This window comes from Klebsiella sp. RCJ4, from assembly GCF_009025755.1.
Lineage (GTDB): Bacteria > Pseudomonadota > Gammaproteobacteria > Enterobacterales > Enterobacteriaceae > Klebsiella > Klebsiella michiganensis.
Genome location: NZ_WCIN01000049.1, coordinates 86,967 through 101,581 on the forward strand (window position 1 = coordinate 86,967; position 14,615 = coordinate 101,581).

The 14,615-nt window shown below is 51.1% G+C and carries 11 protein-coding genes; 3 read left to right on the plus strand and 8 right to left on the minus strand.

Annotated features, from left to right (window positions below):
* The 6 genes from gspC to F8562_RS29835 form a co-directional block, all read right to left on the minus strand.
* On the minus strand, positions 1-858 hold the full coding sequence (gspC, locus tag F8562_RS28825) for a type II secretion system protein GspC (RefSeq protein ID WP_071881718.1): 858 nt from the start codon (positions 856-858) through the stop codon (positions 1-3).
* Between the two features lie 280 nt (positions 859-1,138).
* A complete protein-coding gene (locus tag F8562_RS28830; protein ID WP_014228292.1) occupies positions 1,139-3,826 on the minus strand; it encodes a glycoside hydrolase family 32 protein in 2,688 nt (895 codons plus the stop codon).
* Between the two features lie 131 nt (positions 3,827-3,957).
* On the minus strand, positions 3,958-4,806 hold the full coding sequence (locus F8562_RS28835; RefSeq protein ID WP_014228291.1) for a mannose/fructose/sorbose PTS transporter subunit IID: 849 nt from the start codon (positions 4,804-4,806) through the stop codon (positions 3,958-3,960).
* 11 nt (positions 4,807-4,817) lie between these two features.
* Positions 4,818-5,618 (minus strand): PTS mannose/fructose/sorbose transporter subunit IIC, encoded by an 801-nt coding sequence (locus tag F8562_RS28840; protein ID WP_014228290.1) that lies wholly within the window; start codon positions 5,616-5,618, stop codon positions 4,818-4,820.
* Between the two features lie 11 nt (positions 5,619-5,629).
* A complete protein-coding gene (locus tag F8562_RS29830; RefSeq protein WP_014228289.1) occupies positions 5,630-6,106 on the minus strand; it encodes a PTS system mannose/fructose/N-acetylgalactosamine-transporter subunit IIB in 477 nt (158 codons plus the stop codon).
* 1 nt (position 6,107) lies between these two features.
* Positions 6,108-6,539 (minus strand): mannose/fructose/sorbose PTS transporter subunit IIA, encoded by a 432-nt coding sequence (locus tag F8562_RS29835; RefSeq protein ID WP_014228288.1) that lies wholly within the window; start codon positions 6,537-6,539, stop codon positions 6,108-6,110.
* 432 nt (positions 6,540-6,971) lie between these two features.
* Here F8562_RS29835 and gspS point away from each other — a divergent pair, with 432 nt between their 5' ends.
* Positions 6,972-7,367 carry a type II secretion system pilot lipoprotein GspS gene (gene gspS / locus F8562_RS28855; RefSeq protein ID WP_042934299.1) on the plus strand — a complete coding sequence of 132 codons (396 nt, stop codon included), beginning with the start codon at positions 6,972-6,974 and terminating at the stop codon, positions 7,365-7,367.
* Between the two features lie 83 nt (positions 7,368-7,450).
* On the opposite strand, the gene F8562_RS28860 is transcribed toward gspS, so the two are convergent.
* Positions 7,451-10,327: a sigma-54-dependent transcriptional regulator gene (locus F8562_RS28860; protein ID WP_014228286.1), complete on the minus strand. Its 2,877-nt coding sequence runs from the start codon at positions 10,325-10,327 to the stop codon at positions 7,451-7,453.
* A gap of 562 nt (positions 10,328-10,889) precedes the next feature.
* The gene (locus tag F8562_RS28865; RefSeq protein ID WP_014228285.1) at positions 10,890-11,753 is read right to left on the minus strand and encodes a helix-turn-helix transcriptional regulator; all 864 of its coding nucleotides are present in this window, start codon (positions 11,751-11,753) and stop codon (positions 10,890-10,892) included.
* A gap of 109 nt (positions 11,754-11,862) precedes the next feature.
* Between F8562_RS28865 and F8562_RS28870 the strand changes: the two genes are divergently transcribed.
* A complete protein-coding gene (locus tag F8562_RS28870; protein ID WP_014837734.1) occupies positions 11,863-13,290 on the plus strand; it encodes an MFS transporter in 1,428 nt (475 codons plus the stop codon).
* Between the two features lie 77 nt (positions 13,291-13,367).
* Positions 13,368-14,612 carry a mechanosensitive ion channel family protein gene (locus F8562_RS28875; protein WP_014837733.1) on the plus strand — a complete coding sequence of 415 codons (1,245 nt, stop codon included), beginning with the start codon at positions 13,368-13,370 and terminating at the stop codon, positions 14,610-14,612.
* Positions 14,613-14,615: the final 3 nt, after the last annotated feature.

The window sequence follows — 14,615 nt, forward strand, 5'->3', positions numbered from 1 at the left end:
TTAATCATCTCCAGGCACAAAATAAATATTCTGTCGCTTACCGTCCCGCTCAACGGTAAGATTCAACTCACTGAGTTCAGCAAGCTGTTTCAGTGCCTGCTGAGCCTGTTGAGTGTCGCGTAAATCCATACCATTAAGCACAATAGCAAGATCGTTGTCCTGCAAACCTGATTGATAAAATAAATCCCTATTCTTACCTGCATTAAGGCGATAGCCTGCAAGTTTGTTCTCCACCATGACGGGTGTCACCTTGATATAATCAAGAATATTTTGCGGGTGTTTTTGCAACCGGGTCTTGATTTGCGCTACTGATGATTTATTGATGCTTCTTCCGGCATCCGATTGTTCATTAAACAATAACGATTCATAGCGCCCCTGGTAAGAAATCACAATGCGATCAGAAAAAATAGACATAATTTTGGCAGAATAACCCGGCAGGCTGTCACCGACAAAAAGCGTCAATTGCTTGCTATCTTTGGCAATAATCGCCATCGAATTTTGGGGGTCGGAGCTCACCACAACCCCGGCCAAACGGAGTTTGAGCGACGACGGCGGCGCATGACGAATGATATTGTCGGATACCGATGGGCCTGAGGCGGAGGAAGCGGACGACGAAGTCCCAAAGAGGGTAAAACGATCGTTTTCCGCCGCAATTCCGCGGTCTGGTTTTGCTGGAGCGGAATTGGCTTTCGCTTTCGCCAGGTCCACATGGTATATATCGTCAGCCAGCCAGCTCCGCCAGCTCAGCAGAGCGAGCTGATTTAATATCAAGAGCGATAATCCCCATATCATCCAACGCGGAGTCAAAAACCGCGAAGCCGCTTCTCTGCATGCCAGCAACCTGCCAGATAATTGCATCTCGCCCCCCCTACCCAGCTTTCTGTTTATTTACAGAAGAACTTTTATGGAACGCGACATTTATGCCTTTGGACATCACAATGCTAATCCTTGCTCTGTTATCTCATCAGGACAATATTTATTAATATAACTTCCGCAATATGAACCGCGGCATACGCAGACAATAAACCAATTGGTTTCACACAAGCACGGTTGAATATTTTACGATTATCCAGACCGCGCTTGCGTGATTAAAAAAACGAACCAACGGTAAAGTATTACGCGATACTCGCTTAATATTTTATTTATCTGCCCAGATTGATTTCAGAGGCCAGATAGTCAACGATTTTACGTTTATATCTCCACCTTTACTGTATATCTCAATGCCTTGACTGGTCGGCTCCGGGAAAATCTGATCCGTCAGCACGACTTCGCCTTTCCCTGAGAAGACGGTAACAGATGAAGTATCGACAATAATACGCAGCGCTACCGAGGCGTTATCCGACAACGGCAGCGGAGCGCTATGGCGGGCCGCAAATCCAGAATTAAACGCATTCGTTCCCGATTTTGTACGATCGATAAACACTTCGCCGGCCGCGGCATCATAGCCGACCAGCGTCTCCTCGCCGTGGCTCCCCGTGCGAACCTTAAAGCCCGCTTCGCTCGCGCTGCCTGGCTGCAGCTCCGCCTCGATTTCATACACCTGGCCCTGAACCTGGCTATCCGCTAATAGCGTGTCGCCAGGGGCAACCACCTTCTCCTCGGACAGGGTAAACAAGGCGTTATTACGCAGCGATTTCAGCGCATCCACCGGCGTTTGTACCAGGCGAATCTTATTATCAATCGTCTGCAAACTTAACTCTCTAACCAGAGTCTGCCCGCCCCGCCACGGGGTGGTAGGAATGCTGCCCGCGTAGTTCCAGTTGCTCATCCAGCCAAGCCAATAGCGTTTACCATCAGGTGCGCCATTCCAGGTCACTGCCGCGTAAAAATCCGACCCGAAGTCCCCCCAGTTCGCAATCTGCCTGGGCCGATCGGACTGTATGATGTGATCGACCAGCACATGACCAAAACCGGCGGTGCTATTGTCCACAATGCGGATTTGCGCCATCTCTCCCTTCAGTGCGGCCACGTTCCAGGAACGCCAGCCCAGCGTTTCCGAATTATCCCCGGTTACGCTATAAACGACCTTGCCATCCACCAGCAGGTTAACCGTGGTCTCCGTTGATACTGGCTGCGCCGGCTCATCCCCGGCCATAAACTGGTCAGCCAGAATATGGCCATATCCACCGGTATTTTCATCAACGATCATTATCCGGGCGGGCTTACCCTGATACTCTTGTACATCCCAGTGCGTCCAGTTCAGCGACTCACTGTCGCTACCGGTCGCTGACCTGACGACTTTATCATCGACCAACAGCACGACGGCCGCCGCGCCTTCCGCGCCATAAGGATGATTACCGCCGCCAACGAGGAAGTTGATATAGGGTTTATTGATGGTGAAGTTCGCTGAAGTCAGGGTCCCCGTCACTGCATCTCCCCCTTTACCCACTAATTCACCAAAATAGCTGTTGACCAGTTTCCTGCCCATAAAACCGGAGACCTGCTGCTGCGTCGCTATCGTGCCGCTGGCAACGACCTGGCCAACAAAATCGCCGCTTGAGGTCCAACCAATATCATCATAAGTTGCGCCATCTTCCCCCTCAAAATCGGCACCGGCAAACAGCAGATCGCCGGAAGGCGGAACGCTGTCTTCGACCGCATCCGGGTTACGCGGATGATTGCCGCCGCCGACCAGCAGATTGATGTAGCGATCGGTAATTTTAAACGCCGGGGACGTTACGCTGCCGACGCTGGCATCACCATTAACGAAGGTATTGACGAGCTGCTCTCCCAGATACTGGCTAACGCCAGACTGCCCGGCGCGGTCGCCTTTAGACAGATAAGCCCCCTGCAGATCTTTTGTCGCCGTCCAGCCGGATTCGCTCTCGCTTTCCTCGAAATCGGCAATGAGTGAACCGACGGGCGCCTCGCCGTTGAACACGCTATCATCATCAGGCGTGAAACGTTCACCATCAAAGTGACCAATAAAATACTGATTACCCGATCCGCCAGCAGGCCCGCCGGGATTAATATTTATAACCATTACCCATTTTTTATTATTACTGTCACCGTCAACAGGCAGTTCAAATAAATCAGGACATTCCCAGACGCCACCAACGGCATTCGCCGGACCAAATTCGCTCATAAAGTTCCAATCACGCAAATCGGTCGATGAATAAAATACCGCTTTATGCTGAGTCGCAATGACCGCCACCATGATCCATTTGTTTTCCGGCGCATACCAGAATATTTTAGGATCGCGAAATTCCTTAAACTGACTCTCATAGCCCGCTGGCGGTAAAGGGATGACCGGATTATCTTCATACTGCGTCCAGGTTCGCCCTTTATCCAGGCTATAAGCAATAGACTGCGCCTGGGTTCCTGCCGCGATAGTCTTTCCATTATCCAGCGTCATGTCGGTTGGATAATAGCTGGTGTACATAGCCACCATTGCCGGCCGATCCGCTTTACCAAAACCGCTACTATTATTGAAATCAACTACCGCGCTGCCGGAAAAATACATCTGCGTGACGTTACCATCGGCATCTTTTTCCACCGGCAGCGCAACGGGAAGCTCCTCCCAATGGACCAGATCCCGACTGACGGCATGTCCCCACGAGAGATCTCCCCAGCTATTGCCATTCGGATTATATTGATAAAAAAGATGATATTCGCCGTCAAAATAAACCATGCCGTTAGGGTCGTTTTGCCAGTTTTTAGCCGCAGTAAACTGTAGCTGAGGGCGATATTTCTCAAGATACGATGACTGCTGATGTGAGGGATGATTCTCGCTATAATCATCCGAATTATCACACCCCGCCAGTAACGCTAAACTTGCCAGAGTAATAAGGCTGAGTCTATTTTTCTGAAAAAAATGATATTTCATATACTGTCCTTATATATTCTTCCGTTCTGTTCCGATGCTGGATATGTAAAGAACAAGTTTAATGAGGAGATATAATGTGTTATCCATAACATGTAATATTTTAATAATTTGTACTATCTCCTCATTATTATTTATGCCAGGAACCCGGCCCAGTAGCCAAAAATGCCGATGATAAATATGACGATAATCATCAGCAGCGGGTTCACCTTCTTACGGAGTAGCTTTGCCACGAACAGGGTCAACAGCAGCGGTAACATACCCGGCAATAGCTGATCCAATATCCCCTGAACCGTTGTCACGACGACCTGCCCATCCGCGCCGGTAATGCGGGAGACGACAATCGGCACATTGATCGTTGTCCATCGACAAACCAGCGCTCCCATAATAAACAGGCCCAGGATTGACGCTGACTCGGTCAGTTTCTGGATTCGATTACCGCCGAGATCGGTTAATATCTCACGCCCTTTTTCATAACCGTATTTCAAACCGAAATATTTCACCGCCAGACGAATAGCGTTAAAAGCGAAAAAGAAGAACAACGGGCCAAGCACATTTCCGCCCAGGGCCAGGGAAGCCCCCAGCGCCGCGAGAACCGGACGAATTGTCCCCCAAAAGATCGGATCTCCGACGCCAGCAAACGGCCCCATCAGGCCCACTTTTACGCCGCTGATGCTGCTACCATCAATATCCGCGCCGTTGGCCTTCTCTTCCTCCATCGCCCCTGTCACCCCCAGAATCGGCGCAGTACAGAAAGGCTGCGTGTTAAACCATTCAAGGTGACGCTTCAAGGCTTCATTACGTTCCGCGCCCGGCCCATACAGGCGTTTAATGGCGGGGATCATGATGAAGCAGTAGCCCATCGCCTGTACACGTTCAAAGTTAAATGAACCGAGCAAGAAATTTGAACGGATAAACATGTTAATAATATCACCGCGGGTTAATTTTTTTTCACCCAGATTGGCGGCGTGTCTCGTCATCATAGTGTTCTTCATTATGCATCCAAATCGTCGTTATTATTTAAAGAAGCCGGCCCACCATCCGCCACGGCGGTCAGGGTTTTAGGCTGGTATTTTGGACTCAGCTGTATATACAGCAACGCACCGACTAATCCCATTCCCCCTAAACCAACAAGGTTGAAACTGGTAAAAGCCGCAATCAAGAAACCGGCAAAAAAGAACGGCATAAGATATTTGACGCTCATCATATTGATGACCATGGCATAACCCACAACAACAATAATACCGCCGCCAATTTGCAGACCATGCGTCACCACTGGCGGAATACCGTTCAACATGGCCTGCACCGAATCAACGCTCATCATGACCACCACAAAGGTAGGAATCATCACGCGCAGCGCCTGGAAACCAAGCGCAGTGATATGCATGATTTCGATACCGCGCATATTGCCCTTTTCAGCATAGGTATCCGCCCGGTGGATCAAGAACACCGTCATCGTTCTGACAAAAATCGTCAGCGCCTGACCCGCAGCGGCTAACGCGACGGCAATCGCGATGCCTTCGCCAATCCCCTGATTTGTATTAATCACCAGAATGGTCGATATCACCGAGGCGATGGCGGTATCCGGCGCCATCGCCAGCCCAACGTTCATCCACCCGAGGGCCATCATTTCCAGCGTACCGCCAAGAATGATACCGGTAGTCATATCGCCAAGTACCCAGCCAACCAGCGTACAGGCAACAAGTGGACGATGCGTTTGCCCTTCATCCAGCACGCTACCCATCCCGGTAATGGCTGCAATCACCAGCAGCAATATAATTTGTATAGTGGTCATGATTCCCTCGATTATTTTAATTTGGAGATAAAGTCGACGGCGGCATCGGACGGCAGTTGGCGTAATTCCAGACCTACGCCCAACGCATGCAGAGCATGAAATGCCGCAACATCGTCTGAGGTTACGCTGACGGATTTGGTGATTTGCTCGCGATCGTTCTCAAAGCGCATTCCGCCAACATTCACGCTTTTAATCGCGACGCCGCCCTCGATTAATCGCAGAACATCCCCCGGTTTTTCAAATAGCAGAAATGCGCTGACCCCTGCGTAGCGAGGGCTATGCCAGGCGTTAATCATTTTTTCCACGGACACCACGCTAGCAATCATGCCTGAAGGAGCAACGGAGATGAGCAGAGACTTGCGCAATTCATCCGCCGCCACGGCATCAGAGACGACAATTAAACGATCGGCTGGATACGCTTTTACCCAACGGGTAACCACCTGGCCATGAATAAAACGATCGTCGATACGTGATAATAAAACATTCATTTCAAAGATGATCCTCTTCTGTATTATTGTTATTTAAACTGTATTTGAGAGACTTAATGCCATCTCTTGCCGTTTGTTTTGAGATATCGACTAATTGCAGGTATTCCCCCACGCTCTCTCGCTCTAAAAACACGTTGATCAGCATCGGAACATTGACCCCGGTTATTACATCCCAGTTATCTTTTTTCATCGATAGCAAGCTGGCCGCATTGAAAGGGCTACCGGCGTAAATATCAACCAGAAAGATAACGCCATCTCGTTGATCCAGCGTCTGGAGAACGTTTTCAAACTTAGTGACCAACGTATCAACGTTTTCCCCAGGTAGAAAATCAATCGTGGCGATATTTTCCTGCTGCCCGACGATCATCTGAGTGGTATTAATCAAAGGTCCTGCGGCTGCGCCATGAGTAGCAACTATGATTGCTGTATTCATTGATTCAAATTCCTGTTTAAACCATCACGTCTGCTTTTAGTAAATGAAACCATAATCTTATTGAGCGAAAATAATATACGAGTCTGTACCAGCAAAGAATGTGCCAGGTTAGTGTATTAATGACGTTAACAGGGCTGAGAAGTCGATGAACTCGGGGTTTGTGAAAGGGGCTATATTTTTGTGTATTAAAATATCAATACACTAGAACAGGGAATTAAGGATACAAATCCATGTGTATCACACTATTATTATAGCGTGAATATTAAGAAGTGTTAGCCGAAGGCGTGATGGATTCACTGGGGGATAAATCAGAAATTATAAAAGCAAATATGAGAACAAGATCGCAATAAAGTAAGCCGGCCGCGCTAATTCGTGACAACCGGGGGTAACTTGCTAGAATGCTGTTTTTTAGATAAGAGTAAGATTATTGCCATGCGGTCATCTCGTTTTTGCCATTTTATGCTGATTGCATTTCTGCTAGTCAGCACAGGTTGTCAACAATCCCGTTCTTCATTACAACAAAAGCCTATTCCTCCTGACGAGCAAATAGAACAACTGGCCTCCGTGAGCGCCAGCGCAAAATATCTGAAATATCAATGTCACCGCAGTGATTTACCCAGCGACGCGGTCATGACCAACGCTATTGATAAGGTAGCCAGGCAGCGGGGTTGGGATATCGCTGAAGATAAAGCCGTATCGCAGCGGAGTGAGCAAATTTATCAACATCTGCAGCGCGACAGCACGCCAGAATCAACCAAGTGTAGTAGCTTTAATCGTCTACTGAAGCCTTTCATCGACGATCTACCCACAGCATTTAACGGCCAGTAGGCGAAAAACGTCACGCTTCACCGGACAGAACAAACCGCCCGGCGCCGGAGAACCTGCGCATTCTGAAAGAGGCCATTAAACGACTACGATAAATCTTCCTGTTGTGCAGCCGAACGCTCGGAGAGTTCCGCGACCATCTCCAGGATGTAGCTAAGCTCGTCGCGATCCAGGGTAATCGCCAGCTTTTTCTGGAAGCAACGAGCAATCGTCTGGTAGGTATCCAGTTTTTTCTGGTTGTCTTCGCTAAGGCTACCATCATACTTCAGGCCACAGTGTTGTACCATTCGCTCCAGCGCGCTCCCGATATGCACGCTGATGCTGACCTTCATGCCATTATCGAAGGGGAATCCCTCCAGCTTCTCCAGCTCACTGATATACTCCAGCACCGGATCGACCACTTTTTTCGGGTTAAGGTAAGTCAGAAACTCGGTCATACTCTCCTCGCTAATTTTGCGCACCATCGCATGCGGCCGAATAACCGACTGTAAATGGCTCCGTTGAACGAGAAGCGTAAACTGCGCCTCACCGTTGCTGGAAAACAACGTTTCCAGAGGTAAGAAAGGGGCATTGATTCTGGGATCTGCTATCCCCAGAGACATAATGAACTCGTAACGTTTGAGTAAAAGGTCTCTTTGTATTTCGACTTCATTCAGCGGCATCGCGATAACGTTAATATCGCAACGTTCCATATTACACAGCATACCGTCGACAAAGGTTTTCAGCTTCTCCGCCGTTCCCTGCCCGGTTGAGCACACGCAGAGGATCGCCTTCACTTTCTGATAAAGCATGGATGTATCCAGCTGCTGCGTCGTTTTACGATAACTGCCATATCCCTTGAAATCGCACAGCGAAAAGTAGATATCATCCAGTTCCATTCCCATGACCGCCGATTTTCTTACTGCCTCAATGACCGTGGGCGTCGAAGCCATGGTTAATGTGCGTATCTGTATTCCCGTTTCCTGCATGATAATGTCGCCAAAACCGTTCAACGATCCCATATCCACCAGCAGCAGCACGCCTTTGTTGCAATTCAGCTCTTTAATACGCTGGCGCATTTGATCGAGCACCAGTTTGGGACTGATGTCCAAAGGCATATCAATGCTGTCAATATTGCCCTCACCCAGTAACTTTTGGGCAACGCTAGCCATCGAACTGGCGGTATGGCTCCCGTGCATTACGACAAGTACCGCAACACGCTCTTCCTGCTGGGTTTTCAACAAAGAACCAATCAGCAACGTTAAATACATCTCTTCGACGACAGGCACATCAATGCCAAATTTGTCTTCAATGTGCTGCTTGACTATTTTAGCGGCCTGATACTCCTGCCCCTGGTTCATCAGTAGATGCTCAATACGGGGAAGCAGAGCGGTATGGCGATTTTCCGTTCGCGCTAAAAAAGATGTTAGATGTAAACTAAATGCCAATAAAAAGCGCTCCGTCAGATGATGATTCAATTCCCGTTCCACGATTTTTTTCATCTGCTGTGAGAAATGCAGGATATCCTCATTGACTACTTTTAATATATTTTCCTGCATCCCGGCATTGTTCTGAAACTTCATATAAAAAGTATTCAGATGAATGCTGATGTCCAGTAAAATAAAGCGCGTAATTTCCTCATGGGACAGGCCATGATCCTGCATAAAAGTGACTTTATCTTCAATAATATTATACAGGTTGAAAGTGGGTTCATATTGATCGTCTTCCTGCAGCGGCGACGGCTCGCCTCCCGGCTGAATAACTAAAAAATCCTCAAGGTAATCATTGATCTGCTGCATTTCATCGCGCCGTGCGCCGAGATGAAACAGGCCATTTTTAATTTCGCTGGGCAGATCGCGGAAGCGGATATCAATAATATCTTGATGCAAACAGTGTAAAAAGCCATTCGCACATACCAGCTGCACATTGGATTTCATTTGCCCAATGTTGCCAAAAGAAGTGTTACCTATCAGCGCCTTCATTGCTTCTACATCAATTCTGATCGGTTTCTGAATACGCTGTGCTTCTCTATTCAATAAGAATTTCAATAGCGATATTTTCTCCTGGGTGCTGCGCCGTTCGAATGTTGGCAGATGAATGATGATTGGAATACGGCGAATGAAGGTCTTGAGCATTGCAGATTCTAAATTCTCGGTAGTGGCTCCCACCAATAAAACGCTCGCTGTACGTCTTCTTTCCGTTTCCCCCAGCCGGCTGTAGGTACCGGTATCCATAAAGTAGAAGACCATCTCCTGCCCTTCCGGCGGTAATCGGTGTATCTCATCCAGAAATAACATTCCGCCGTTAGCTTTATCAACCAATCCCTCTTTGTCCTCGCCAGCGCCGGTAAACGCCCCTTTGATATGACCAAAAATATGCGCCATCAGCAGCTGCGGGTTCATTGCATAGTCTGCGCAGTTAAACACAATGAAGGGTTTTTTCGCATCAAAACGGCCAACAAAACACGCATAGTTGAACATAACTGAAGCAAACAGGCTTTTCCCAACGCCTGTCGGCCCGGTAATTAATGTATGCAGGCTGGACGGTGGATACAGGATAGCGGCTTTTGCCTGTTCGACCTGCGTTTTTAAGCTGCCATCGAAGCCAATCAGCAAACTAAAAGGATCGGCGCTCCGGTGCTCAGAAACCCGCGAATCGGCTGGCGCCTGCGCCGCGACTTCCCCGCCAGGAGAAACCAGCGCATTCAGCGCATCAAAACTGTCAAACTCCACCTCTGACAGAGAGATACCCAACGCACGTTCAACGCTGACTTTAGGAATGTAGGCTATCGGTCTTCCTTTCACTTTAACGATCTGCTGCATACGTAACAAATTACCCAGTTCGAAACTGACATTGTTTCGCAAAATACGCAGCCCATCAGCAATATCGTGGGTATTGAACCCTCTCTGCAAACACATATCATGCCAGCTCATTTTGTCTGCGTGTTCCAGCAGCCAATGGTAAACCCGGTCAATTCGTTTCATTCAACTTCCCGTTATATTTAGATGTTCTGAAAATATATAGATTTATATGAATTTATTATTTAACAAGCAACCTATCACAATAGAGGAAACCATGCATTCAACGCATGTGAAATATATTCTCAACAAGCTCAATAATTGTAATTATTTGTACTGTGTCACATAACCCGCCGGAACTATCATCATGGATAATGATAATAACAAAAACACTTATTTAATCTTTGGATAGTTTTCCCAGGATGACTCAACCTCCCGCCGCCACAATTAATAGATTCCTGGCGTAAATGATTATTTAATTATCGTCTTCACCCTGGCCACGCTATCGCCAGAATAAGCAAACAGCCGGGTTATTGGCAATAAACAGAGAAATATCTATCCCCGCCATACTTCAGGTTGCCTGTGCGTTGTCTTCGGATTACTCGGCCCATCCATGGGCCTCGCCCTGATAGGCCGCCGTTACCCGGCGTTCAAATCCGCTCCCGGCGAACCTTACCCGCGGAGGATTTACCCCTCTGGCAAAACGTGGCTGGAGAGTCCCGCTCTGACTCTCCAGCAATATATGGTTTTATTTATCCAACCACGCCAGCGCCCGCTCGCCCGTTTCATCCATCGGCAAATAGACCAGCAGGCGCGAGCCGTTGCGCGGGGCCGAGTACCAGTACATCTGCTGCAGGCTGAAGCGTCCGAGCTGCGGATGGTTAAAGTGTTTCACCTGATTTTCCACCCCGCGTACCTCATAGCGCTGATGCCAGAGCGCCTCGAACTCCGCCGACGCGGCGAAAAAGCGCGCCAGCTTATTCTCCCACAGCGGATCGCCGCGGTGCTCCGCCATCGCCGCGCGGAAATAGGAGACAAACGTCGCCAGCACGTCGCGATTTTCAATACGGCTGCGCCAGGTTTCATTGGTCAGATACAGATAAATGCAGTTGCGATCCTCTTCCGGAATGGTGGCGAAATCGATGCCCATCAGGCGGCAGAAGCTGTCGTTCCACGCCACAATATCGAAGCTCGGCTTCTGAATACTGGCGGGCTGCGGCATCAGGCTATCGAGCATCCGCCGGGTGCCGGGGCTGATGCCTTCGCATACCGTGACCTGCGCGGCTTCCGGCGGCGTCAGTCCGGCCAGGACAAACAGGTGCCGGGTCTCCAGCGGGCTGCACTGCAGCGCGTTCGCCACCGACACCAGCACGGCCTCGGACGGATTCACTTCCCGCCCCTGCTCCAGCCAGGTGTACCAGGTGACGCCGACCTCCGCCAGCATCGCCACCTCTTCCCGCCGCAGGCCCGGCGTGCGTCGTCGGCCAACGCGCGGCAACCCCAGGCGCTGCGGATCGAGGCTCTCACGCCGGGCGCGCAGAAACGCCCCCAGCTGTTTACGGGCATCATCGGGCGCGGCGATCGTCGATTCACGTTGCGGCATGGTCGTCATAAAACCTCCAGCATGGTAGTGCCAATACCAGTATAAGCAGGAACTGGTACCCGTTTAATTTATCGGTGATGCTACGGCCATCCGCTGAATGACGCAATGGAGAGATCCGATGAATTCGTCTGCTGTTTCACCCGGCCGCGCCGGTTTATTCCTTCTGTTGACCGGCCAGATGCTGCCGCTGATCGACACCTCGATCGCCAACGTCGCGCTGGACTCCATCACCCAGTCGCTGAACGCCAGCGCCACCCAGCTGGAACTGATCGTCGCGCTGTACGGCGTCGCCTTTGCCGTTTGCCTGGCGATGGGCAGCAAGCTTGGCGATAACTATGGCCGCCGCCGTCTGTTTATGTGGGGCGTGGCGATTTTTGGCGTCGCCTCCCTGCTGTGCGGGATGGCGAACTCCATCAGCACGCTGCTGGCGGCGCGCGCGGTCCAGGGCGCCGGCGCGGCCCTGATCGTGCCGCAGATTCTCGCTACGCTGCATATCACCCTCAAAGGCACCGCCCACGCCCGGGCCATCAGCCTCTACGGCGGCATTGGCGGAATCGCCTTTATCGTCGGTCAGATGGGCGGCGGCTGGCTGGTCTCGGCGGATATCGCCGGTTTAGGCTGGCGAAATGCCTTCTTTATTAACGTGCCGATCTGCCTGCTGGTGCTGGCCTTCAGCCCGCGATACGTCCCGGAGACCCGGCGCGAAGCGCATTCGCGCATCGACTGGCAGGGCACCTTCAGTCTTGCGCTAATCCTCTGCTGCCTGCTGTTTCCGATGGCGCTGGGGCCGGAGCTGCACTGGCCGTGGACGCTGCAGCTGATGTTAGCTGCGGTGCTGCCGCTGCTGGTCTGGATGCGGGCCAGCGCGCTGAGTAAACAGCAGCGCGGCGAGCAGCCGCTATTGCCGCCTCGCCTGCTGAAGCTCACCAGCATTCGCTTTGGCATGGCCATCGCCCTGCTCTTTTTCAGCGCCTGGTCCGGGTTTATGTTCTGCATGGCGCTGACCATGCAGGCCGGTCTGGGGATGGCGCCGTGGCAGTCCGGCAACAGCTTTATCGCGCTCGGCGTGGCCTACTTCATCTCCGCGCTGTACGCGCCGAAGCTGATTGCCCGCTACAGCATGGGGCGCATTTTGCTGACCGGCCTGTCGGTGCAGATTGTCGGCCTGCTGCTGCTGAGCGCGACCTTTTATCGCCTTGGTATCCACACCACCACCCTGGCGCTGGTCCCCTCCACGGCGCTCATCGGCTACGGGCAGGCGCTGATCGTCAACAGCTTTTACCGTATCGGGATGCGCGATATCAGCGCCTGCGACGCCGGGGCCGGGAGCGCGATTCTCAGCACTCTGCAGCAGGCGACGCTGGGCCTGGGCCCGGCAATTCTCGGGTCGCTATTCTTAACCCTTGCCCAGCGCAGCGGCGGCGACTATCCCCAGGCGCTGATCGATTTCCTGGCGGTGGAAGTGGTGATGATGCTGGTCCTGGGCGCCATCGCGCTGTGGCTACGCCATCACCTTAACGTCCGTCCGGCGGTAGCGACCCCATAATTCACAACAGCGTAACCTGCGATTTGCATAATAGACATCCAGCGGTCATCATAACCGCTGGATGTAAAGGAGACGTTATGCAGGAATTCATATCGCAAATCGCCGCATTAGGCATCAAAATTACCCCCACCACCTCACTCATTATTATCTTCGGCATTATTTTTCTGACGGCGATTGTCGTTCATCTCATTCTGCACAAAGTGGTGCTGCGCACCTTCGAAAAGCGGGCGAAAGCCAGCAGCCACCTGTGGCTGCAAATTATTACCCAGAACAAACTGTTTCATCGTCTGGCCTTCACCCTGCAGGGGATTATCGTCAACGTGCAGGCGGTGTTGTGGCTGCAAAAAGGCAGCGAGGCCGCGGAAATACTCACCACCTGCGCGCAGCTGTGGGTGATGATCTACGCGATGCTGTCCTTCTTTTCGCTGCTGGACGTGGTGTTCAATTTATCGCAGAAATTCGCCACCGCTTCTCAGCTGCCGCTTAAAGGGATATTTCAGGGTATTAAGCTGGTCTGCGCGATTATTGTCGGCATTCTGGTTATTTCCTTACTGATTGGCCAGTCGCCGGCGATTCTGATTAGCGGACTCGGCGCGATGGCCGCGGTACTGATGCTGGTATTCAAAGATCCTATTCTTGGCCTGGTGGCGGGAATTCAGCTCTCCGCCAACGATATGCTCAAGCTCGGCGACTGGCTGGAGATGCCCAAATATGGCGCCGACGGCGCGGTGATTGACATCGGCCTGACCACGGTGAAGGTACGCAACTGGGATAACACCATCACCACCATTCCAACCTGGTCGCTGGTTTCCGACTCATTTAAAAACTGGAGCGGTATGTCGGCATCCGGCGGTCGCCGCATTAAGCGCAGCCTGAATATCGATACCACCAGCATTCATTTTCTTGATGAACAGGAGCAGCAGCGCTTGATTCAGGCCAGGCTGCTGAAGCCGTATATGGATTCACGTCACCAGGAAATCAGCCTGTGGAACCAGCAGAACGCCGCCGATCAATCGATATTGAATCAGCGCAGGATGACCAATATCGGCACCTTCCGCGCCTATTTGCAGGAGTATTTGCGTAATCATCCGCGCATCCGTAAAGATATGACGCTGATGGTGCGCCAGCTGGCGCCGGACGCCAGCGGCCTGCCGATTGAGATTTACTGCTTCACCAACACCGTGGTATGGGCGGAATATGAAAGCATTCAGGCGGATATATTCGATCACGTTTATGCCGTGGTTGACGAATTCGGCCTGCGGATCCATCAGTCCCCTACCGGTAACGACATTCGTTCGCTGGCGGGCGCGGTGTCTCAGTAATAT

What these genes read in the sequence shown, in the direction of transcription:
- gspC (WP_071881718.1), bottom strand. Translation starts at nt 858, where the DNA reads ATGCAATTATCTGGCAGGTTGCTGGCATGCAGAGAAGCGGCTTCGCGG.
- F8562_RS28830 (WP_014228292.1), bottom strand. Translation starts at nt 3,826, where the DNA reads ATGAAATATCATTTTTTTCAGAAAAATAGACTCAGCCTTATTACTCTG.
- F8562_RS28835 (WP_014228291.1), bottom strand. Translation starts at nt 4,806, where the DNA reads ATGATGACGAGACACGCCGCCAATCTGGGTGAAAAAAAATTAACCCGC.
- F8562_RS28840 (WP_014228290.1), bottom strand. Translation starts at nt 5,618, where the DNA reads ATGACCACTATACAAATTATATTGCTGCTGGTGATTGCAGCCATTACC.
- F8562_RS29830 (WP_014228289.1), bottom strand. Translation starts at nt 6,106, where the DNA reads ATGAATGTTTTATTATCACGTATCGACGATCGTTTTATTCATGGCCAG.
- F8562_RS29835 (WP_014228288.1), bottom strand. Translation starts at nt 6,539, where the DNA reads ATGAATACAGCAATCATAGTTGCTACTCATGGCGCAGCCGCAGGACCT.
- gspS (WP_042934299.1), top strand. Translation starts at nt 6,972, where the DNA reads ATGCGGTCATCTCGTTTTTGCCATTTTATGCTGATTGCATTTCTGCTA.
- F8562_RS28860 (WP_014228286.1), bottom strand. Translation starts at nt 10,327, where the DNA reads ATGAAACGAATTGACCGGGTTTACCATTGGCTGCTGGAACACGCAGAC.
- F8562_RS28865 (WP_014228285.1), bottom strand. Translation starts at nt 11,753, where the DNA reads ATGACGACCATGCCGCAACGTGAATCGACGATCGCCGCGCCCGATGAT.
- F8562_RS28870 (WP_014837734.1), top strand. Translation starts at nt 11,863, where the DNA reads ATGAATTCGTCTGCTGTTTCACCCGGCCGCGCCGGTTTATTCCTTCTG.
- F8562_RS28875 (WP_014837733.1), top strand. Translation starts at nt 13,368, where the DNA reads ATGCAGGAATTCATATCGCAAATCGCCGCATTAGGCATCAAAATTACC.